Origin of the sequence: Actinoplanes ianthinogenes (assembly GCF_018324205.1) — a bacterium.
In the GTDB taxonomy this organism is placed as follows: domain Bacteria; phylum Actinomycetota; class Actinomycetes; order Mycobacteriales; family Micromonosporaceae; genus Actinoplanes; species Actinoplanes ianthinogenes.
The window spans coordinates 9,380,499-9,401,163 of the sequence record NZ_AP023356.1 but is presented as its reverse complement, the minus strand read 5'-3'; the positions used below and the strand labels follow the sequence as shown (position 1 = coordinate 9,401,163).

Below are 20,665 nucleotides of genomic sequence, written 5' to 3'. Positions count from 1 at the left end.
GCAAGGCCGTAAGAATGCGATCTGTCGTGCAGTTTACTTTCCGCAAGGAATACTTTTCGAAATGCGCGGCGTTTTCAGCGGGCTATCAGCAACAGCCGCCAGCAGCGCAAAGCGGACCGGCCCGGGGACGGGGCGAGGGGCCGGCGCGACGGCGCCGGCCCCTCGAGACCGCTCGGCAACAACATTGAGTTGCCAATTTCATATGCATGACAACACTCATGTGAATCGTTGCCGGGCTCCTTCCGGCGTCACAATCCGTGAGCCGGTCACACCCGCAACGTCACCGCGTAGTCGGTGAGCCAGGCGTCCAGTTGCAGGACCATCTCCATGCTGGCCCGCTCCACCCAGGCGAACGCGCCCTCCGGGGCCGTCACCGCAGCCAGCGCGGCCGTGGTGGCCGCCGGGTCGAGCAGCGGGGCGACCGCCGCGTTGCGGTCGTTCGCCAGCTCGGCGAACCGGCTGCGCACCGCGGCGCCGTACGCGGACTCCTGGATTGTCGGATAGGCGCTCTTGCGCCGCTCCAGCACCGGGGCCGGCAGCAGATCGCCCACCGCCTCGCGCAGCAGGCCCTTCTCCCGGCCGCCGGCCCGCTTGAGCGCGGCCGGCACGTTGTACACGTACTCGATCAGGCGGCGGTCGCAGAACGGCGGCCGCAGCTGCACGCCGGCGGCCATGCTCAGCCGGTCGGCCCGGTCCAGATGCGTCGGCGCCCAGCGGGTCAGCGCCAGATAGGTCACCTCCCGGGCCCGGCGCTCCCGCGGCGTGGCGCCCGGCAGGTGCGACACCTCGGCCAGCGCGTCCCGGTAGTGCCCGTCGGCGTACCCGAGGAAGTCGAGCTCCTTGCGCAGCGACAGGTCGATGAGCGAGCAGCCGAGCCCCCCGACGGCCGCGTCGTGCCCGCGCTCGAACGACACCCACGGGAACGTCGCCGAGTTGCTGTGCTGCGGGTCGTACGCCCAGAAGTAGCCGTCGAACACCTCGTCGGCGGTCTCCCCGGAGAGCACCGCCCGGCGGCCCTGCTCGCCCAGCCGCCGGAAGAACAGCAGCAGCGAGGCGTCCATGTCACCCAGCGGCGACGGCGCGTCCTGCGCGGCCATCGCGGCCCGGTGCAGCCCGGGGTCGGTCAGCTCGGCCAGGTGCACCAGGATCTCGGTGTGCCGGGTGCCGACGTGCTCGGCCACCATCGCGGCGTACGGCGCGTCCGGCGTGGCCCGCATCGTCGGGTGCGGCTCGAAGTTCTCGGTGTACCCGGCGAAGTTCACCGAGTACGACCGCAGCCCGGCGTCGTGGCGGGCGGCCAGGGCGGTCAGCGCGCTGGAGTCGATGCCGCCGGAGAGCATGGCGTCGACCGGCACGTCACCACGCCGGTGGGTGGCGACCGCGTCGCTCAGCAGCCGCCGCACGGTGCCGACGGTGGCCGGCAGGTCGTCGTGGTGCTCGGCGGCCTCCAGGTTCCAGTAGCGCTGCTGGGTGAGGCCACGGCTGCCGAACCGGACGCAGTGCCCCGGGCGTACCTCGAAGATGTCTTGAAAGACGGTCGTGCCGGGCAGCTTGCCGTGCGCGAACAGCTCCCGCAGCCCGTCGGCGTCGACCACCGGGTCGACCGCCGGGTGCGCGAACAGCGCCTTCGGCTCGGAGCCGACGATCAGTCCCGCGTCACGGCGGGTGTAGCAGAGCGGCTTGACGCCCAGCCGGTCGCGGACCAGCAGCAACTCCTCCCGGCGCGGGTCCCAGACGACGATCGCGAACATGCCCTCCAGCCGGGACGCGAAGTCGGCGCCCCACTCCACATAGGCGGCCAGGGCCACCTCCGCGTCACCGCCGCCGCGGTACCAGTGGCCGCGCCCGTGCAGGTCGCGGCGCAGCTCCTCGTGGTTGTAGATCATGCCGTCGAGCATCAGGACGGCCCGGTCCGGCGCCACCGCCGGCTGCGCGCTGCCGGCCGGGTCCACCGCGGCCAGGCGCTGAACGGCGAACGCGACGTGCGGCGCCGACCACTCCCCCTCGCCGTCCGGGCCGCGATGGCGCAGCCGCCGGGCCATCTCCCGCACCGTCGCCGGGTGCACCACGTCCTGCCGGCCGAAGTCCACCCACGCTGCCAGTCCGCTCATGCCGATTCCTCCTCCAGGAGCACCTCGACCAGCGACAGGCCGCAGCGGCGGACCGCGTCACGGACCTCCTCGCCGGTCGGGGCGCGCTCCACGTTGATGATGATGCCGAGCCGGCGTTCCGCGTCGGTCCGGCCGTATGCGCTGATCAGCCGGGCGTACCCGGCCGTCGTGGTGTCGTCCGACTCGACCAGCCGCAGCTCGACCGGCCGGCGCCGGCCGCGCCAGGTCATGGCCGCGGGCGTCCCGCCGGCGAAGTTGTGCCGCCACCGGCTGCCGGTGGCGATGTAGAGCCGGTCGTCGATCCGGTGCAGCCCGGCGATCACCTCCAGGTCCCGGCCGGTACGCCGGCCGCGGAAGTGCAGCAGCACCAGCCGCTCCCCCATCGGCCCGGGCGCCGGCCCGGCCAGCCGGTCCCGGATCACCGCGTCCTGCTGGTGCGGCGCCGGGACGTTGCGCACGATCGCCGGGGCGGTCACGGCTGCACCACGGCGGCGGCCGCCAGCACGCAGGCGGTGACCGCGAACGTGGTCCGCAGCAGGTTCCAGCCGCGCCAGCGCCGCCGCGGATCCGGCCAGGAGTCGTCCACCCGCGCCGGGTCGGTGCGCTTGACCCGCCGGTTGATCGGCACGTTGCCCAGCTGGGAGACCAGGGCGACGCCGGCCAGGGCGATCGCGACGCCGGTCAGCAGCGCGGTCCGGGCGGCGTTGTCGCTGCGCGCCGCCAGGGTCACCGCGGAGGCGAACGAGGCCAGGTTGATGAACGGCATGACCCGGTCGTAGCGGCGGCCGAGCAGCTGATGGGTCGCCACGTACCGGTCCGGGGTCATCGCGGCGAGCGCCGGGACGACGCTCAGCGCCACCGCGAACAACACCCCGGCCAGCAGCCCGGAACCGGTCAGCACGGTCATCGTGAGGGTCCGGTCCACCAAGCTCATACGCGCCTCCTCCGCTCCGCCCCGGCCGGGCGGCCGGGCGCTGGACCTCACCCTGGCAAGCGGCGCTCGGGCTCGGCTGGAGCGAGGCTGGAAACGATCAACGACCCCTCCCGGGCGGGAGGGGCCGTTGCGGGTCGCGGCGCTCAGACGGCGAGGACCGTCCGCAGCGCCTCGGTCAGCGCGCCGGTCGGGTCGGCCGGCCGGCGGGCCGTGCGCCACGCCACGAAGCCGTCCGGGCGGATCAGCGACGCGCCGCCGGGGCGCAGGCCGTACCGGTCGGCGAACCCGGGCACGCCGGGATCGATCACGTGCGCCTCGACCGGCACCCCGAACTTCGACCCGGCGCCGGCCGCGGCCGCCGCCCAGTCCGGATCGGCGCCGCTCGCCAGCACCACGAACCCGCGGCCGAACAGGTCGATCGTGGACGTGTCGCCGAGGGCGACGTGCGGGGCGCGGGCGCCGGGACGCCCGCCGGGCGCGTCCGGATCCTCCAGCGCGCCGTCCGTGCCGGGCTCGGGCACGAACGCGCCGCGCGGGTAGCAGTAGCCGAACGTCATGGTCTCCTCGCTGACCATCCGGTCGGCCACGTCCTCGTACTTCTTGCCCTCGCGGATCGCGAACCGCAGCATGGCCTGCTCGACGGTCCGCTCGGCCACCGGCCGCCGCTCCTGGTCGTAGCTGTCCAACAGGGCCGGTCCGGCCACGCCGCGGTGCACCAGCGCCAGCTTCCAGGCCAGGTTGTACGCGTCCTGGATGCCGGTGCTGGCCCCGAACGCCCCGGTCGGCGGCATCACGTGGGCCGCGTCCCCGGCCACGAGCACCCGCCCGGCGGACATCCGGTCGGCCACCCGGGCCGAGATGTCCCAGCCCGGCCGGCTGCCGCCGGCGATCGTGACCGGCAGGTCCGGCACGCCGACCGCGGCGCGCACGATCGCCGTGCAGCGCTCGTCGTCGAAGTCCTCGGCGCGCTGCCCGCGGTCCGGGAAGTACGACACGTTCATCACCCAGCGCCGGTCGTTGTCCAGCGGGATGATCGTGCCGCGCACCTCGGCGTTGTTGACGTAGGCCGCGATGATCCGCCGCCCGCGCAGCGCCTCGGTCAGGTCGGCGTCGAAGAAGAAACTGACCAGCTCGGTGATCACGCCGGGGCCGTGGTGCCCGATGCCGAGCAGCGCCCGCAGCGGGCTGCGGCTGCCGTCGGCGGCGACCAGGTGGTCGGCGGTGAGCTCGTAGTCCCGGCCGGACGAGCGTTCCCGCAGCGTGGCCCGTACGCCGTCGGCGGTCTGGGTGAGCGCGGTCAGCTCGGTGCCGAACCGGACGTCGGCGCCCACCTGCTCGGCGCGCCGGCGCAGGATCGGCTCCAGCTGGTTCTGGTCGATCAGCGTCCAGCCGGCCGGGCTGATCCGGTCGATCGCCTCCGGCGTGGCGCTCGGCATCCGCACCCGCTCGTGCCCGGCCAGGGTCTCCACGTGCACCAGATCGGTGTTGCCGGAGATCGGTGACCGGCCGGCCCGGACGGCCTCGGCCATCCCGACCGCGCCGAAGACCTCCATGGTGCGCGGGTTGATGGCCCGCGCCTTGGGGTGCTCGGAGGTGCCCGGGTGCCGTTCGACCAGGGTGGCCTCGACCCCGTGCCAGGCCAGGAACACGGCGGTGGACAGCCCGGTGAGGCCGCCGCCGACGATCAGCACCGGACGGTGACGGTCACTCATGACGGCTCCCGGGGCGGTGTCCGGCGACCAGGGTGTGTGTGCCCAGCAGCGGGCGGGCGCCGCCGTCGGTGAAGCCGGCCGCGCGGACCCAGTCCCGGCAGTCGGCGATCCGGTACTCGCCGCCGTCCCGGCTGACCAGGCGCATGTGCAGGCTGCTGAGCAGCCGGTCGGCGTTGCTCCGGTCGTCGTCGATCATCCGGTCGTAGATCAGCACGGCGCCGCCGGGGCGGACCGCGTCGTACACCCGGCGCAGCAGCTCCCGCGACTTGTCGGCGTCGAAGCCGTGCAGGATGTGGCCGAGAACGATCACATCGGCCGACGGGATGGGGTCGGCGAAGAAGTCCCCGCCGACGAACCGGATCCGGCCGGTCTGCCCGAGCCGCCCGACGTGCTCGTCGAAGATCGGCCCGGTGCGGGGCAGGTCGTAGCAGGTCGCCTCCAGGTGCGGGTGCCGGTTCACCAGCACGGCCGCCAGGTTGCCGCGGGCGCCGCCCAGGTCGACGAAGGACCGGTAGCCGTGCCAGTCGACGGCCTCGGCCAGCTCCCCGCCCATCCGGTCGCTGAACGCGTCCAGTCCCTTGAGGAACCGTTTCATCTTCTCCGGGTCGGCGTGCCGGTCGCCGACGAATCCGCCCTTGTCCGGGTCGAGGTGCTGCGGCTCACCGGTGCGCAGCGCCTCGGTGAGCCGGCCCCAGGTGCCGTACAGCGTCTCGTTCGTCAGGTCGATGAAGCCGCCCAGGTAGGTGTCCCGGCCCTGCACCAGGTACACCTCGGCCAGCGGCGTGTTGCGGTACCGGCCGTCCTGGCGGGTCAGCAGCCCCAGCCCGGCGAGCGCGTCGAGGAAGTCGGCGGCCAGCCGCGGGTGCAGCCCCGCGGCCGCGGCCAGCTCCGCGGCGTCCAGCGGGCCGTCCGCCAGCGCGGTGAACACGTCCAGCTGCACGGCGCTGTGCAGGACCTTGGCGCCGCAGTCGGCGATGGTGAGCCGGATCAGTGGACCGGGGTCCACCCCGACTGTGGGTGCGGTCGCGTCTGTTGTGGTCACGCCGTCTCCTCCCGGGATGCGGGTGCTCGGTCCGGCACGCGCTCGCGTGCCGGTGGGGAATCGGGGAACAGGACGTTGCGGATCGCGGCGGTCAGCTCCCGGGCCGGGTCGCCAGAACCGGCCGGGAAGCGCCGGGCCACGAAGCCGTCCGGGCGGATCAGTGCCGCGCCGCCCGGGTCCAGGCCGTATCGGCCGGTGAAGCCGGGGGTGCCGGGGTCGATGGCGTGTGCCTCGACCGGCACGCCGGTGACCGCGGCCGCGGCGCGGGCGGCGGTCGTCCACCGCTCGCCGTCGCCCGCGGTCAGCAGGGTGAAGCCGGTCCCGACCAGGTCCAGGGTGGAGGTCTGGCCGCCGTCGCCGGGCAGCCACACGTGCGGCGCCCGGGTGCCCGGTTCGGCGGTCCGCTCGGCCGGATCGAGCGCGAACGGGACGGGGTCGCCCGGGGCCGGGTAGGCGTACCCCATGGTCACCACCTGCGCGTCGAAGGCCGCCGCGCGCTGCTCGGCGGTGGCCGTGCCGGAGCGGACCGCGAGTTGCAGGGCGCCCTGGGCCGCGGCGAACGCGCCGACCGGGCGCCGCTCGCTGTCGTAGGTGTCCAGCAGCTCCGGCCCGGCCGTCCCGGCCAGCACGGCCGCGAGTTTCCAGGCCAGGTTGTGCGCGTCGGCGATGCCGGTGTTGGCGCCGTAACCGCCGGTCGGCGGGATGACGTGCGCGGCGTCGCCGGCGAGCAGCACCCGAGCGTCGACGTAGCGGGTCGCGGTCGACTCGGCCATGTCCCACGGGAACCGCGACCTGATCCGCACGTCGATGTCCGCGACGCCGATCGCGGCCCGGACCAGCCGCTCGCACCGCTGGTCGGTGAAGTCGTCCAGGGACTCGCCGCGCTCCGGGTCGTACCCGACGATCAGCGTGCCCTCGCGCAGCGTGTCGTCGTGCACCAGGATGCCGCGGACCTGGTCGTTCTCCACGTGCACGACGCTGAACCGCCGTCCGTCCAGGACCGCCGCCAGGTCCGCGTGGAAGGCGATGCTGACATGCCGCGACAGGACACCCTTTCCGGTACGCGATATGCCCAGTGCCTCCCGCACCCGGCTGCGCGGCCCGTCCGCCCCGATCAGGTAGTCCGAGCGCATCCGCCAGGTCCGCCCGGTCTGCTCGTCGAACAGCTCGGCGTCCACCCCGGTCCGGTCCTGGGTGAACGACGTGAGCGTGGTGGCGAACCGCAGATCCGCGCCGAGGTGCTCGGCCTCCTCCCGCAGCAGCGGCTCCAGCCGGTCCTGGGTCAGCAGCAGCAACCGGCAGGGGGTGACCGCGCCGAGGTCGTCCTCGTCCATCTCGGTCCGGCTGAACCGGGTGGCCCCGGCCAGCGACTCGACCCCGGCCCGGGTGCGGTGCGACGCGAAGCCGGCGGCCGCCTTGAGCGCCCGTTCCTCCAGCCCGGCCTGCCGCAGCAGCTCCATCGTGCGCGGGTAGTAGCCGACCGCACGCGGGTGCACCGACGTGCCCGGATGCCGCTCGACCAGCATGCACGACACGCCCTGCCGGGCCAGGAACACCGCGCTCGACAGTCCGACGAGGCTGCCGCCGGCGATCAGCACCGGCGTGTACGACTCCCTCATCCGTTCCTCACTCTCTCCGGTAAAGCCGTCACTGGGGCCCGCCGGTCCGCGCCGGGCACCAGCAGCGCGGCGCCCACCGCCGCGACCGCCAGGCCGCAGCCGGCGAAGTAGGTCTCCGGTGCCACCACGCTGGTGAGCAGGTAGAGCCGGTTGCCGGCCAGCGCGCCCAGCGCCGCGAAAAGCCCGTACAGGCCGAGGTAGCGGGCGGTCAGTCCGGGCGGCGCGAGCCGGGCGGTCAGCGCCAGGCCGAGCGGCCCGACGACCAGCTCACCGGCCGCCTGGAGCAGGTAGACGCCGCCCAGCCACCAGGCGGGGACCGGACCGGCGGCGGCCTGCACCTGGGCGACGGCGAGCAGCACGAAGCTGGCGCCGGCCGCGGCGAGCGCGGCCGCGAACGACCGGGCCGGGCGGCGCGGGATGTCCCGGCGCCGGCGCATCGCGGCGTACAGCGGCGCGAGCACCAGCACCAGCGCCGGGTGCAGCGCCTGGAGCCAGGCGGCCGGCACGGTGAACCCGGCGGCGACCCGGTCGGTGTGGTCGCGGGCGAACAGCGCGAGCGCCGACGAGCCCTGCGCGAAGATCGCCCAGTAGGCCGACGAGGCCCCGAGCAGCCAGGCCAGTGACGTCAGGCGGCGCCGCGCGGCCGGGTCGGCGGCGACCGCCCGGCGCAGCAGTCCCAGGTCGACGAAGGGCGCCGCGACGGTGATCAGGCCCAGCACGATCAGCATCGGGGCGACGGCCAGCAGCACCGCCAGCAGCCCGATCCCGGCGGCCACCCGCCATCCGAGCCGGCGCACCTCCTCCGGCGCCAAGGGACGCTGCGGGCCGTGCGCCGGGACCGCCCCGGTGGCAAAGATGATCAGGCCGGCCACCATCACCACGGCCGGCGCCGCGAACGCGACCGTCCACCCCGCCCGGTCGGCGGCCAGCCCGGCCACCAGCGGTCCGGCGATCGCACTGAACTGGATGCTGACGTAGAAGACCGAATACAGGGAGGCGGTCCGGGTGCGCCCGGACGGCAGCTCGGCGACCAGCGCGGCGGTGGCCGGCTTGAGCAGGCCGGTGCCGGCCGCGAGGCAGAGCAGGCCGGCGTACAACGCCGTGGCGGCGAGCAGCAGGTGACCGCAGGCGATCAGCGTCCCGCCGGTCAGCGCCGCGGCGCGAGGACCGAGCAGCCGGTCGGCAACCCAGCCACCCGGTCCCCCACTCAGGAACGACACCGACACGTACGCGCCGAACACCGCCGCCGCCTGCGTCGCCGGCAGCCCCGGGCCGTCGCCCGCGACCAGGTACAGCACCAGGGTCGCGGCCAGGCCGAAGAAGCTGAACCGCTCGCACATGTCCAGCACGAACAGCGGTCCGAGGCGCCCGCTCACCCCGGCTCCCGGCCGGCCTCGGCGAGCAGCGGCAGCAGCCGCTCGACCTCGCCGAGCTGGCCCCAGAGCAGCCGCTCCGCGCGCAGCCCGGTCGGCGGCGGGGCCACCGCGCCGAAGTGCGCCGCGCCGACCGCGATCAGGCCCTCCCAGAGCAGCGCGGCGCCGGTGCGACACCACCGCGGCCAGCTCACGGCTCGAGGCTCTGGTCGTGCCGGAAGAAGTTGCCCGGGTCGACGGCGCGCTTGACCGCCCGCAGCCGGGGCAGGTTGGCGCCGAAGAAGCGGGACGGCCAGTCCGGCTCGGTGCGGCTGCTGGGGAAGTTCACGTAGGAGCCGCAGGCGACCGGGTCCAGGGTGGCGGCGGTGCGGTCGGTCCACGCCCAGGCGTCCGGCATCGCCTCGGGGCGCGGGGCGCGCAGGGCGTACTGGAAGCCGGCCAGGAAACGGGCGGTGCGGTGGACGTACGCCGTGGCGCCCGGATCGAGGTCGTTGGCCCGCCCGCCGACCGCGATCAGCAGCAGGTACCGCTCCTGGTCGAGCGACGGGTCCCAGGCCTCGATCGCGGCCGACGCCTCCGCGCCCGTCATGGCCCGGTCGGTGAGCCGGTACGTGCGCAGCGTGTACGGGTGCCGGTGCCCCCGCGCCCGCGGGTTCGTCCCGGCGCGCTGGCACTCGGCCGGCGACAGCTCGCCGCACAGGCTGCGGTGCATCGCCTCGGCATACGGCTCCGGCCCGGTCACCCGGGCCTCGGCGGGCGCGGTCCCGGCCCCGTCGGCCAGGTGCGCCAGCTCGGCGCCGAGCCGCTCCGCGCCGCCCAGCGAGACGCCCCAGATCCGGATCGACGCCGGTTTGCCCGGGCCGAACGACGGCAGCACGACCAGCGACGAGCCGAGCGTGTCCGGCGCCGCCACGCACCAGTCCTGCCAGGCGGCGAGGATCTGCGGCGCCCGGTCCAGCGGCCAGGTGGTGTCGTAACGGACCAGGTGCGGCGCCGCGATCGCCCGCACCTCGTAGTCGACCACCACGCCGAAGGTGCCTCCGCCACCGCCGCGCAGCGCCCAGAACAGGTCGGGCTCCCGCTCGGCGTCGCAGTGCACCAGCCGGCCGTCGGCGAGCACCACGTCGGCCGAGACCAGCCGGTCGCTGCCCACCCCGAACCGGCGGGTCTGCCAGCCGAGGCCGCCGCCGGCCAGGAAGCCGCCGGCCGCGACGGTCGGGAAGGTGCCGGTGACGATCTGCCGGCCGAGCGGGCCGAGCCGGTCGAGCGCGTCGACCGAGCGCAGCCCCGGCCCGAGGTGCACGGTCGAGCCGGTGAGCCGGACGTGATCGATCCGGGACACGTCGATGATCAGCGCCTCGCCGGTGGACCAGCCGTTGTGACTGTGCCCGCCGCTGCGCACCCGGACCGGGACGTCCTGCTCGGCGGCGAACCGGACGGCCGCCTGCACGTCGGCGGCCGTGGCGCAGTAGGCGACGGCGAGCGGCTCGACCGCGTCGTACTCCACCTGTTGCAGCTCGCGAGCCTGCGGATAGCGGTCGTCGCCGGGGCGGACCAGGTCACCGGCGAGCCGGTCGGTCAGCGCGGTCCACGCCACCGAGGATGCGACGGACGGCATTACTGGCCGACGCCGTACTTGGTGGCGGTGACGGCCGACCCGCCGTGGCTGCGCAGCGGCTTGCCGTCGGCGTCGTGGAAGGTCGCGCCGCCGTCGCCGGTCCAGCTGTCGTCCGCGGTCAGCGTGCCGTTGACAGTGATGTGCGCGGTCCCCTTGAAGCCGCCGTTCTCGTCGGCGGCCAGGATGTGCGCGTTGTAGACGAAGGTGTCGGCGCCGGTCGCGGCCCAGTTGCCGAGCCCGATGTTCTTCGCGTTCAGCTGGGTGAGGATGACTCCCCCGTCCGCGGTGAAGGCCGACAGCCCGATGACCGGCGTGCCGTCGTTGTCCAGCACGGTGGTCCAGGAGCCGACCAGCCGGCGCGCCACCGACGCGCGGTGGCCGGCGGGCAGGGTGGTGGTGACGGCGTCGCTCAAGGCGCTCTCCTCTGTCCGGGGGCGGGCCGTTCCCGCGCCGGCCATCACTGTCGGGGCCCGCCTTCGAACGCCGGTCGAGCGACGCTGTAGCCGTGATGTGCGGTGCGGGACGATGTCAGGGCCGGCCGGGGCGGGGTAGCATCTGCGCGAAGTGAAGTCATATGTATGACCTCACGCATAACCGATCGACGAACGGTGGACATGGGCGAAGACTTGATGGACGCGGTGGGCCCGGCCTTCTCCCGGTTGGGCAGGTCGGTCGCCCTCAACGCGCAGAAGCCGATCTCGCGCCGGGACCTGACCCGGACCCGCGTCCTGCAGATCGCGTACGACGCCGCCGAGCGGGCCGACCACGACATCACGGTCGGCGACATCGCCGAGCGGCTCGCGGTCGATCCGTCGGCCGCGAGCCGCATGGTCTCCGACGCCATCTCGGCCGGATACCTGCGCCGGGTCGCCTCGCAGCGCGACGGGCGGCGCACCGTGGTGGAGCTGACCGAGGCGGGCAGCGCGATGCTGGCGGACTTCCGCCAGCACCAGCGCGAGGCCTACGAGCACATCACCCGCGACTGGCCGGAGCACGAGCGCCTGGAGTTCGCCCGCCTGCTGATCAAGTACGTCGACGCGCTGGCGGCGCTGCCGGACCAGAAGCCCGGCGCCGACGACTAAGGCTTGCGGGCCACACCGGCCAGCATCGGGGCGTCCGCGCCCAGGTTGTCCGGGTCGCCGCCGGGCTCGGGACGCCACAGCGGCACCGGCACCACCCCGGGCTCGAGCAGGTCCAGCCCGTGGAACAGGGTGGTCAGCTCGGCCCGGTCGCGCCAGATCACCTCGTTCACGGCGCCCTGGTACCGGGCCGCGAAGCCGGGCGTGGCGTCCGGCACGGTCTCCGCGCCGGCGTGCGTGACGACCAGGTAGCTGCCCGGGGCGAGCGGCTCGACGTACTTGTCGACCAGCGCGACCGGGTCCGCCTCCGGCGGCACGAAGTGGATGATCGCGGCCAGGATCACCGCGATCGGCTGGTCGAAGTCGAGCAGCCCGCGGGTCTCCGGCGCATCCAGGATGTCGGCCCACTTGAACAGGTCGCCCTGGATGGCCACCGCACGCGGCTCGCCGGCCAGGATCGCCCCGGCGTGCGCGACCGCGACCGGGTCGATGTCGACGTACACGACCCGGCTGTCCGGGTCGCCGGCCAGCGCGATCTCGTGCACGTTGCCCTCGGTCGGGATGCCGGAGCCCACGTCGAGGAACTGCCGGACGCCGAGCGCCGACAACTCCCGCACGGCGCGCCGCAGGAAGGCGCGGTTGGCCCGGAACGTCTTGGGCAGCAGCGGATTGGCCTGCTCCACGGTGCGGCCGACCTCCCGGTCGACCGGGAAGTTGTGGGTGCCGCCGATCCAGTAGTCGTAGACCCGGGCGATGCTCGGCCGGTCGATGTCGATCTCCGGGGGCGCCCAGCTGGGACGGGTCACGGCGTTCCTCATCTCTGATTGACGGTGCGACGGCACCACGCTGCCGGGCGGGCCTGGAATGTCGCTCGATCCTCGACGGAACCTCCAGCCGGACCCGGTTTGCTGTGCGGGATTCCCGACCCGAAGGAGCATCCGTGACTGATGACGAGACACCCGTGCTGATCGTCGGCGGCAGCCTGGCCGGCCTGGCGTCCGCGCTGTTCCTGGCCCGGCACGGCGTCCGGCCGCTGCTCGTCGAACGCCACCCGGAGATCTCCGCGCACCCCCGTGCGCAGGCGGCCAGCCCGCGCACGATGGAGCTGCTCGACGCCATCGGGCTGGGCGACCGGGTGCGCGCGGCCGAGACCCCGAACGCCCAGTACGGCGACATCCTCCAGGTGCGGTCGCTGGCCGGCGACGAGCTCGGCCGCTTCGACGGGCCGTTCCGGCACGACACCCACGGGGTGAGCCGTACCGGGTGGACGCTGATCGGGCAGGACCGGCTGGAGCCGATCCTGCGGGCGGAGGCCGAGCGGCTCGGCGCCGACATCCGCTTCGGCACCGAGCTGGTCCGCTACACCCAGGACGCGGACGGGGTGAGCGCGGTCGTGCGCGGGGCCGACGGCGCCGAACGCACCGTCCGGGCCGGGTATCTGATCGCCGCCGACGGACACCGCAGCCCGATCCGGTCCGGGCTGGGCATCGGCACCACCGGCCGGGGCACCTTCGGCCGGCAGATGATCATCCTGTTCCGGGCCGATCTGGACCAGTACGTGGCGGGCCGCAAGTTCTTCCTGTGCTTCGTCAGCAACCCCGAGGTGCACGGTGTGCTCGGCCAGCTCGGCGCGGCCGGCACCGAGCTGTGGTGCCTGGCGCCGAGCCTGCGCCCCGAGGACGGGCACCAGGAGTACCCGCCCGAGCGGTGCGTCGCGCTGGTGCGGGCCGCGGTCGGCGTGCCGGACCTGCCGGTGACCGTCACCGACGCCTCCAGCTGGGAGATCGCCGCCCGGGTCGCCGACCGGTTCCGGGAGCGCCGGGTGTTCCTGGTCGGCGACTCGGCGCACGTGATGCCGCCGACCGGCGGTTTCGGCGGCAACCTGGGCATCCAGGACGCCCACAACCTGGCCTGGAAGCTGGCCCTGGTGCTGCGCGGCGCCGCCGCCCCGGGCCTGCTGGACAGCTACGAGCGGGAGCGGCTGCCGATCGCCGGGTTCACCGTCGAGCAGGGCGTGATCCGCTATCTCCAGCGCAGCGGGCTCGACCCGGAGGTGGCGGCCCGGCACCATCCGGAGGCGACCGTCCTGTTCGGGCACCGCTACCGGTCGGCCGCCGTGCTCACCGAGGACGACGACCCGGCCGTCGTGGAGGATCCGCGGCAGGCGTCGGGCCGGCCCGGCACCCGGGCGGCGTACCTGCCGTTGCGCCTCGGCGACCGCGAGGTCTCCCTCGCCGACCTGGCCGACCGCGACTTCCTCCTGGTGGCCGCGCCGGGTGGTCAGGCCTGGCTGGACGCCCCGGCCGACGTCCCGCTGGCCCGCTACCTGGTCGGGTCCGACCTGGCCGACGACGGGCAGTTCCCCGCCCGGTACGGCGTCGGCGACACCGGCGCGGTCCTGATCCGCCCGGACGGCTTCGTGGCCTGGCGCGCCACCGAGCTCGCCGAGGATCCGGCCGCGACGCTGCGCGCGGTGCTCGGCCGGCTGCTCGGGCACCCCGCGACAGCATGAAACGCTGGTGGTCCTCACCGGTTCCGGGGAGGACCACCAGCGGGCGGGTGGCGCGGGGCCTACTCCGTGGTGGAGTCGCCGCCGTGGTGGTGCTGGCGCAGCCGCACGTCTTTGAGCAGCAGCGCGAGCACCAGCCCGACGGCGAGCATCGGCAGCGTGGCGAGGAAGACCGGGGTCAGCGCGTCGGCGTACGCCTGCGCGATCCCGTGCCGCACCGCCTCCGGAAGGTGTTTGAGCACCTCCTGCGACGAGGTCGCGTCCACCGACAGGTGCCCGCGCGCCTCCGCCGGCACGTGCTCGGCCAGCGACGACGCCAGCCGGCCGTAGAAGATCGCCGCGAACACCGAGATCCCGATCGAGGTGCCGATGGTCCGGAAGAACGGCACGGTGGCCGAGACGGCGCCCATGTCCTCGCGCGGCGCCGCGTTCTGCGCGGCCATGGCGAGCACCTGGATGTTGAGCCCGGCCGCGATGCCCAGCACGACCATGTAACCGATCGCGACCGCGCGCGGCGTGTCGGCGTCCATGGTCGACAGCAGCCCGGCGGCGACCAGGCCGAGGGCCATGCTGGCCACCGGGTACCACTTGTAGCGCCCGGTGCGGGCGATGTGCTTGGTGCTGAGCATCGACGAGGCGATCAGCCCGAGCATCATCGGCAGCAGGATCAGCCCGGACTGTGTCGGGGTGGCGCCGGTGACCACCTGGACGAACAGCGCCAGGAAGTTGACCGAGCCGAGGAAGACCGCGCCGGCCAGCGCGCCGATCAGCACGGCCAGGGTCAGCGTCGAGTTCTTGAACAGCCGCAGCGGGATCACCGGCTCCGCCACCCGGCGCTCGACCAGGATGAACAGGGCGGTGAGGACCACCGTGGCCACGCCGAGCCCGACGATGACGCCGGAGGTCCAGTCGTAGCGGACCCCGCCCCAGCTGGTGACCAGGGTGAGGCAGACGATGGCGCCGGTCAGCAGCACGATGCCGGCGTAATCGATCTGCGGCCGCCGCGGCTGGCCGGGCAGGTGCAGGAACAGCCCGACCGCGAGCAGGGTGAGCAGCGCGAGCGGCACGTTGACGAAGAAGACCCAGCGCCAGCTGAGCAGGTCGGTGAGCGCGCCGCCGACCGCCGGGCCGGCCAGCGCGCTGGCCGCGAAGACGATCGAGAAGTAGCCGTAGTACTTGGCGCCCTCACGGGGGCTGAACATCTCCCCGATGATGGCGAGCACCGACACGAGCAGCCCGCCGGCGCCGATGCCCTGCACGACCCGGAACAGGATGAGCTGGCCGATGCTCTGGGCCAGCCCGGACGCGGCGGAGCCGGCCAGGAAGAACAGGATCGCGGTGAGGAAGACGTTCTTGCGGCCGAGCAGGTCGCCGAGCTTGCCGTACACCGGCGTGCTGACGCTGCTGGCGATGATGTAGGCGGTGGTCACCCAGGCGAACTCGGAGAGTCCGCCGAGGTCACTGACGATGCGGGGCAGAGCGGTCGCGACGATCTGCGCGTCGAGCATGCCGAGAAAGACGGCGAGCATGAGCGCGAACATGACCAGGCCCTGCCGTGGTCGAGGTGATCGTGGCGCCGCCGGCGTGCCCGGTCTCTGGGCAGCGGTGGAGGTCACAACTGTTTCCTTCGTGAGAAGCGAAGATGGGGCGCGGGGCGCGAGACGGGGGACTCGCACCCCGCGCGTCGGGGTGTTACGGGACGAGGACGACCTTGCCGAGCTGGGCGCGAGCCTCCATCAGCTCGTGCGCCTTGGCCGCCTCGTCGAGCGGGAGCGTGGTGTGCACGATCGGCTTGAGCTTGCCGGTGGCCAGCATGTTCACCAGGTCGCGCTCGCCGGCCTGGATGACCTCCGGCTGGGTGAACATGATCGCGTACAGGCTGAACCCGATCACGGTCTTCATGTCGATCAGGTCGACGACGCTGACCGGCGGGATGTCGAACCCGGCGGCCGAGCCGTAGAAGACCAGTCGGCCGAACTGGGCGATCAGCGGGATGCTCTGGCGCAGGATGTCGCCGCCGACGGTCTCCAGGATCACGTCGGCGCCCTTGCCGTCGGTGGCGGCGAGCACCTCCTCGGCCCAGCCGTCCTGGGTGTAGTCGATGGCGACGTCGGCGCCGAGCGAGCGGGCGAACTCGAGTTTCGCCGGGCTGCTCGCGGTGGCGATCACCTTGCCGGCGCCGAGCGCCTTGGCGATCTGCACGGCCAGGTGGCCGACACCGCCGGCGGCGGCGTCGATCAGGATGGTCTCGCCGGCCTTCAGCCGGCCGGCCGCGGTGATCGCGTGGTACGCGGTCTGCGCCGGGCTGAGCAGCGCGGTGGCCTGGCCGGCGTCGACGCCGTCCGGGATGGCCAGCAGCGAGCCGGCGTCCGCGGTGACGTAGTCGGCGTAGGCGCCGTGCCAGACACCGGCGACGACGCGGTCGCCGGGCTGCACGCCGGCGACGGAGTCGCCGATGGCCTCGACGGTGCCGGCGACGTCGCCGCCGGGCGCGCCGGGCAGCTCGGCCGGGCCGCCGATCGGCAGGCCCTGCCGGCGCTGCACCTCGGCGAAGTTCACGCCGACGGCCTCGACCCGGATGAGCACGTCACGCGGGCCGGGAGCCGGCTTCGCCGTCTCCTCCACGCGCAGCACGGAGGGGTCGCCGTGTTCGTAGTGACGAACGATTCGCATCAGATGGTCTCCAGATGGGAGAGAGATCGAGTCCCGAGCAGCCTCGTGGACCCCGCCGGGGACGCCCCGGTTCAGATACATGCATGCTATCACACAAATGCATGACAACACCTAATTAGCGTACGCCTACCAGCTGACCGGAATCTCGGCATAGCCGCTGAGCAGCCGATTCGGCAGCCAGACCAGCTCCGTGGCGGGCACGGCGAGCCGCAGCCCGGGCAGCCGGCGCAGCAGCGTGCCCACCGCGATCTCCAGCTCCAGCCGCCCGAGCGCCGCGCCGAGGCAGTAGTGCATCCCCTGCCCCAGCGTCAGATGCGCGAGGTTGCGGCGCCGGATGTCGAGCGTCTCCGGGTCGGTGAACTCCCGCTCGTCCCGGTTGGCCGCCCCGATCGCGGCGAGCACCCCGCTGTTGGCCGGGATCACCGTGTCCCCGATCCGCACCTCTTCGAGCGTCACCCGGTAGGCGGCGCCGTCGCCCGGCCCCTGGAAGCGCATCAGCTCCTCCATGGCCGGCCCGATCAGCCGCTCGTCGCCCCGCAGCGCGGCCAGCTGCCCGGGATGCTCCAGCAGCATCACCACACAGCTGCCGATCTGGTGGATCGTCGTCTCGTATCCGGCGATGAGCAGCAGCGTCGCCATCGAGACCAGTTCCGACTCGCTGAGCCGGTCCCCGCCGTCGTGCACCTGCACCAGGGCGCTGAGCAGGTCGTCGCCGGGGTCGGCGCGCTTCGCCTTGGTCAGGTCGGTGAGGTAACCGCGCAGCGACATGTAGGCCGCCACGATGGTGTCGACCGGCACGTCGGCCAGCGCCACCAGGGTGCCGGCCCAGCCGACGAAGGCGTCCCGGTCGGCCAGCGGCACGCCGAGCAGCTCGCAGATCACCGTGATCGGCAGCGGGTGCGCCAGCGCGGCGTTGAGGTCGGCCGGCCCGCCGCCCTGGATCATCCGGTCGATCAGCTCGTCGGCCAGTTGCTGGATCCGGGGCCGCATCTGCTCGACCCGGCGCGGGGTGAACGCCGCCGAGACCAGCTTGCGCAGCCGGGTGTGTGCCGGCGCGTCGGTGTGGTGCATGCTGTCGTCCGGCGGGAACGGCGAGGGCTGCGGCACGCCCGGCCGGTGCAGGTCGCTGCTGAACCGCGGATCGGTGAGCACCATCCGGACGTCCTCGTAGCGCCCGACCAGGTAGGCCGGCGCTCCGGTGGACATCCGGACCTGGACCACCCGGGCTTCGCGCAGTCGCTGGTAATCGGCCGGCGGCTCGATCGGGGAGTGCCGGGTGAACGGGAACGCCACCTCGGCCACGTCGTCGGTCATCTGCATCCTTCCAGGTGGTTCCGGAGGTGGCGCCCGGCCGCGACGCGCGCCGCGGCCGGGGTGACGGTGGTCAGCTCTTGCCGAACCAGGTGCGCAGCGCCGTGCCGAGCCCGTCGCGGACCCGATCCGGCGCGGTGTCGCGGTCGGCGGCCCAGGCGACGTAGCCGTCCGGGCGGACCAGGAGCGCGGCGAGCTCGGAGGCGTCCGTGCCGGCCGCGGCGACCGAGGTGACCCGGGTGGCGTCGGCGACGCTCGCCGCCCACTCCCGCTGGACGGCGGCGACCTCGGTGCCGCCGGTCAGGTCGAGCAGCACGGCCTTGCCGCCGCGCAGCAGCTCGGCCAGCCGGGTCGTGCCGTCCGCGGTCTCCAGCGGCAGGTCCGACGCGAACTTGCCGACCAGCGGGTGCACCTCGGCGCCGGCCGACAGGTCGTAGTGGACGTTGACGCCGGAGAGCATCTCGGCGATGTGCCGGTTGGCCGCGTCGATGCGCATCAGCGACTCGAGCAGCTCGCGCAGCGGCGTGACGTCCGGATCCGGGTTCATCAGGGCGATCTGGGCCCGGGTGTTCTCCAGCACCCGGCGCGCCGGCGGCTGCCGCTCGGCGTCGTACGTGTCGAGCAGCCCGGGCGGCGCCCAGCCGTGGATCTGCGCGGCCAGCTTCCAGCCGAGGTTGAGCGCGTCCTGGAGGCCGAGGTTGAGGCCCTGGCCGCCGACCGGGAAGTGGATGTGCGCGGCGTCGCCGGCCAGCAGGATCCGGCCGGCGCGGTACCGGTCGGCCTGGCGGGCCGAGTCGGTGAACCAGGACAGCCAGCGGGCGTCGTGCGCGCCGTGGTCGGTGCCCCAGATCTCGCGCATGCTGGCGGTCAGCTCCTCGAGGGTCAGGCTCTCCTCGGGGTTCTTCTTGTCCGGGCCGAAGTCGAACGTGGCGACCCGGTGGTACCGGTCGTCGAGCGGGACGCAGAAGAGCAGGCCGCGCTCGGTGCGCTCCATGCCCATCGGCGCGTTGTCGCGGTCGGCGAGCACGACGTCGCCGAGCCGGGCGGTCACCCGGCCGCCGCTGCCCGGGAAGCCGATGCCGGCCGCCTTGCGCACGATGCTGCGCGCCCCGTCGCAGCCGACCACGTACTCGGCGCGCAGCTCGTACGCCCCGTCCGGGCCGGTGGCCGCGACGGTGACACCGTCGGCGTCCTGGTCGATCGCGGTGACCGTGTGCCGGCGGCGGATGTCCGCCCCCGACTCTTTCGCGTGCGCCTCCAGCAGCTCCTCGGTGCGGGCCTGCTCGCTGAGCAGCGCGTAGCCGTGGCTGCTGTCGAGCAGGCTGAAGTCCACCCACACGTCCAGGCCGGCGAAGTGCCCGTTGTTCCACGAGCGCGCGCCGTCACGGAAGCGCTCGACCAGGCCGCGCCGGTCGAGCGACTCCAGGGACCGGGCGTGCAGCCCGAACGCCTTCGAGTGTGGTGATCGCTCCGGCAGCTGCTCGAGCAGTACGACGCTGGTGCCGGCGAGTCGCAGCTCGGCGGCGAGCAGCATGCCGACCGGCCCGCCACCGACGATGACGACGTCCGTCCGGTTGTTCTGGGTCATCACTGTGCCCTCTCGAAAGCTTATTGCGTGTTTTCATGCAAGTACATGTGACCATACATATGATTGCCGGACGTAGGCAACGTGCCCGGCGCCCGAACCGGGACCGCCGGCTCGGGCGCCGTCACCGGCGAGCGTCAGATCGGGATGCCGGCGGCCGCGAAGCTGGAGTAGTCGACGACCTCCCAGTGCTCGGCGACCTTGCCGTCGGCGCCGAAGCGGTACTGGTCCGAGGTGTGCATGACCAGCAGCTGGCCGGTCGGCGGGACGCCGTGGAAGTCTCCGGTGAAGTGACCGCTCCAGGTGGCGGAGACGGCGACCCGGTCGCCCTGGGCGAGCACGTGATCAATGCGTACCGAAAGATCGGGGAAGGTCGTGAAATTGCTCGCGAAGAACTGGCGGAAGGCTTCCAGCCCGCCGGCCACCGCCGGTCGCTGGAAGTTGTGGTGCTGGTAGTCCACCTCGTAGTAGCGGTCGGCGAGGTCCAGCCGGTGCTGGGTCATCACCACGTCGGCGGCCTCGACGATCTTCGCGGCGTTGGCCTTCTCCGTGTCGGTGTGACAGCCGGACAGCTCCGGGTTGCGCGGCTGGGTCTCCAGCTGCGGCGTCACCCCGAACGCCTTGAGCACCGAGTAGTCCACGGTGTCCCAGTGCTCGACGACCTTCTGCCCGCGGAACCGGAACAGCTCGCTGGTGACCAGCGTCAACTCCTTGCCGCTGGCCGGCTGACCGGCGAACGTCCCGGTCTGGTGGCCGTGCCAGCTCACGAACACCATCGCCCGGTCGTTGTCGACCTGCGACACCAGCGCCGTCGCGGTCAGGTCCGGGAAGCCGGTGAACAGGTCGTTCAGGTAGGCGCGCAGGCCCGGCAGCCCCGGCGCGATCCGCGTGTCGTGCTCGACGTAGTCGCTGGCGAAGTAGCTGGTCACCCGGTTGATCCGGTGCTGGTTCCAGACGTCGGCGACCAGGCCGTCCAGGGCACGCTCGACACTCGCGGCAGCCGGCTGGGCCGCTGCCGGGCTCGGGGCCGCGATCACCGCGGCCGCCAGGATCAACGACCCTAAGGTACGCGTGAGCCGGTTTTTGAGCAGCATGAACT

At 73.4% G+C, this 20,665-nt stretch carries 18 protein-coding genes; 2 read left to right on the top strand and 16 right to left on the bottom strand.

The features are described from left to right. Positions 1-266: 266 nt before the first annotated feature. The 10 genes from asnB to Aiant_RS42690 all read right to left on the bottom strand — a co-directional run bounded on the left by asnB (position 267) and on the right by Aiant_RS42690 (position 10,822). Positions 267-2,111, bottom strand: coding sequence for an asparagine synthase (glutamine-hydrolyzing) (gene asnB, locus Aiant_RS42735; RefSeq protein ID WP_189330332.1), 1,845 nt, complete (start codon positions 2,109-2,111; stop codon positions 267-269). Continuing rightward, positions 2,108-2,587: a hypothetical protein gene (locus Aiant_RS42730; protein ID WP_189330331.1), complete on the bottom strand. Its 480-nt coding sequence runs from the start codon at positions 2,585-2,587 to the stop codon at positions 2,108-2,110. Before Aiant_RS42730 ends, asnB begins: the two co-directional genes overlap by 4 nt. Continuing rightward, positions 2,584-3,045, bottom strand: coding sequence for an anthrone oxygenase family protein (locus Aiant_RS42725; RefSeq protein WP_189330330.1), 462 nt, complete (start codon positions 3,043-3,045; stop codon positions 2,584-2,586). The genes Aiant_RS42730 and Aiant_RS42725 overlap by 4 nt, the downstream gene beginning before the upstream one ends. A gap of 143 nt (positions 3,046-3,188) precedes the next feature. Next, complete coding sequence (locus Aiant_RS42720; RefSeq protein WP_189330329.1) at positions 3,189-4,757, bottom strand: FAD-dependent monooxygenase; 1,569 nt, start codon at positions 4,755-4,757, stop codon at positions 3,189-3,191. Next, a complete protein-coding gene (locus Aiant_RS42715; RefSeq protein WP_189330328.1) occupies positions 4,750-5,799 on the bottom strand; it encodes a methyltransferase in 1,050 nt (349 codons plus the stop codon). The genes Aiant_RS42720 and Aiant_RS42715 overlap by 8 nt, the downstream gene beginning before the upstream one ends. Beyond that, entirely contained in the window at positions 5,796-7,418 is a 1,623-nt protein-coding gene (locus Aiant_RS42710) for an FAD-dependent monooxygenase (protein WP_189330327.1), read from the bottom strand. The genes Aiant_RS42715 and Aiant_RS42710 overlap by 4 nt, the downstream gene beginning before the upstream one ends. Then, positions 7,415-8,794, bottom strand: a complete 1,380-nt coding sequence (locus Aiant_RS42705) for a peptide MFS transporter (RefSeq protein WP_189330326.1) — start codon at positions 8,792-8,794, stop codon at positions 7,415-7,417. The genes Aiant_RS42710 and Aiant_RS42705 overlap by 4 nt, the downstream gene beginning before the upstream one ends. Next, positions 8,791-8,985 carry a hypothetical protein gene (locus Aiant_RS42700; RefSeq protein WP_189330325.1) on the bottom strand — a complete coding sequence of 65 codons (195 nt, stop codon included), beginning with the start codon at positions 8,983-8,985 and terminating at the stop codon, positions 8,791-8,793. The genes Aiant_RS42705 and Aiant_RS42700 overlap by 4 nt, the downstream gene beginning before the upstream one ends. Beyond that, positions 8,982-10,409: an FAD-binding oxidoreductase gene (locus Aiant_RS42695; protein WP_189330324.1), complete on the bottom strand. Its 1,428-nt coding sequence runs from the start codon at positions 10,407-10,409 to the stop codon at positions 8,982-8,984. The genes Aiant_RS42700 and Aiant_RS42695 overlap by 4 nt, the downstream gene beginning before the upstream one ends. Then, positions 10,409-10,822 (bottom strand): hypothetical protein, encoded by a 414-nt coding sequence (locus tag Aiant_RS42690; RefSeq protein WP_189330323.1) that lies wholly within the window; start codon positions 10,820-10,822, stop codon positions 10,409-10,411. Before Aiant_RS42690 ends, Aiant_RS42695 begins: the two co-directional genes overlap by 1 nt. Before the next feature lie 201 nt (positions 10,823-11,023). Between Aiant_RS42690 and Aiant_RS42685 the strand changes: the two genes are divergently transcribed. Then, positions 11,024-11,491, top strand: a complete 468-nt coding sequence (locus tag Aiant_RS42685) for a MarR family winged helix-turn-helix transcriptional regulator (RefSeq protein ID WP_212846811.1) — start codon at positions 11,024-11,026, stop codon at positions 11,489-11,491. On the opposite strand, the gene Aiant_RS42680 is transcribed toward Aiant_RS42685, so the two are convergent. After that, positions 11,488-12,294 carry an SAM-dependent methyltransferase gene (locus Aiant_RS42680; protein ID WP_189330321.1) on the bottom strand — a complete coding sequence of 269 codons (807 nt, stop codon included), beginning with the start codon at positions 12,292-12,294 and terminating at the stop codon, positions 11,488-11,490. The genes Aiant_RS42685 and Aiant_RS42680 overlap by 4 nt on opposite strands. A 134-nt stretch (positions 12,295-12,428) precedes the next feature. Between Aiant_RS42680 and Aiant_RS42675 the strand changes: the two genes are divergently transcribed. Then, positions 12,429-14,000 (top strand): FAD-dependent monooxygenase, encoded by a 1,572-nt coding sequence (locus tag Aiant_RS42675; protein ID WP_189330320.1) that lies wholly within the window; start codon positions 12,429-12,431, stop codon positions 13,998-14,000. A gap of 59 nt (positions 14,001-14,059) precedes the next feature. Here Aiant_RS42675 and Aiant_RS42670 read toward each other — a convergent pair whose 3' ends face one another. From Aiant_RS42670 to Aiant_RS42650, 5 genes are all read right to left on the bottom strand, one after another. After that, positions 14,060-15,538 (bottom strand): MDR family MFS transporter, encoded by a 1,479-nt coding sequence (locus Aiant_RS42670; protein ID WP_189330319.1) that lies wholly within the window; start codon positions 15,536-15,538, stop codon positions 14,060-14,062. Between the two features lie 151 nt (positions 15,539-15,689). Next, a complete protein-coding gene (locus Aiant_RS42665; protein ID WP_189330318.1) occupies positions 15,690-16,670 on the bottom strand; it encodes a quinone oxidoreductase family protein in 981 nt (326 codons plus the stop codon). A gap of 126 nt (positions 16,671-16,796) precedes the next feature. Next, on the bottom strand, positions 16,797-17,984 hold the full coding sequence (locus Aiant_RS42660) for a cytochrome P450 family protein (RefSeq protein WP_189330317.1): 1,188 nt from the start codon (positions 17,982-17,984) through the stop codon (positions 16,797-16,799). 70 nt (positions 17,985-18,054) lie between these two features. Next, positions 18,055-19,569, bottom strand: coding sequence for an FAD-dependent monooxygenase (locus tag Aiant_RS42655; protein WP_189330316.1), 1,515 nt, complete (start codon positions 19,567-19,569; stop codon positions 18,055-18,057). A 134-nt stretch (positions 19,570-19,703) separates the two neighbouring features. After that, a complete protein-coding gene (locus Aiant_RS42650; protein ID WP_189330315.1) occupies positions 19,704-20,660 on the bottom strand; it encodes an ester cyclase family protein in 957 nt (318 codons plus the stop codon). Positions 20,661-20,665 lie beyond the last annotated feature (5 nt).

Bases quoted from the DNA above. Each gene is read 5' to 3' on its own strand.
- Aiant_RS42710 (WP_189330327.1), bottom strand. From the start codon at position 7,418: ATGAGGGAGTCGTACACGCCGGTGCTGATCGCCGGCGGCAGCCTCGTC.
- asnB (WP_189330332.1), bottom strand. From the start codon at position 2,111: ATGAGCGGACTGGCAGCGTGGGTGGACTTCGGCCGGCAGGACGTGGTG.
- Aiant_RS42695 (WP_189330324.1), bottom strand. From the start codon at position 10,409: ATGCCGTCCGTCGCATCCTCGGTGGCGTGGACCGCGCTGACCGACCGG.
- Aiant_RS42665 (WP_189330318.1), bottom strand. From the start codon at position 16,670: ATGCGAATCGTTCGTCACTACGAACACGGCGACCCCTCCGTGCTGCGC.
- Aiant_RS42650 (WP_189330315.1), bottom strand. From the start codon at position 20,660: ATGCTGCTCAAAAACCGGCTCACGCGTACCTTAGGGTCGTTGATCCTG.
- Aiant_RS42720 (WP_189330329.1), bottom strand. From the start codon at position 4,757: ATGAGTGACCGTCACCGTCCGGTGCTGATCGTCGGCGGCGGCCTCACC.
- Aiant_RS42655 (WP_189330316.1), bottom strand. From the start codon at position 19,569: ATGACCCAGAACAACCGGACGGACGTCGTCATCGTCGGTGGCGGGCCG.
- Aiant_RS42670 (WP_189330319.1), bottom strand. From the start codon at position 15,538: ATGTTCGCGCTCATGCTCGCCGTCTTTCTCGGCATGCTCGACGCGCAG.
- Aiant_RS42660 (WP_189330317.1), bottom strand. From the start codon at position 17,984: ATGACCGACGACGTGGCCGAGGTGGCGTTCCCGTTCACCCGGCACTCC.
- Aiant_RS42685 (WP_212846811.1), top strand. From the start codon at position 11,024: ATGGGCGAAGACTTGATGGACGCGGTGGGCCCGGCCTTCTCCCGGTTG.
- Aiant_RS42725 (WP_189330330.1), bottom strand. From the start codon at position 3,045: ATGAGCTTGGTGGACCGGACCCTCACGATGACCGTGCTGACCGGTTCC.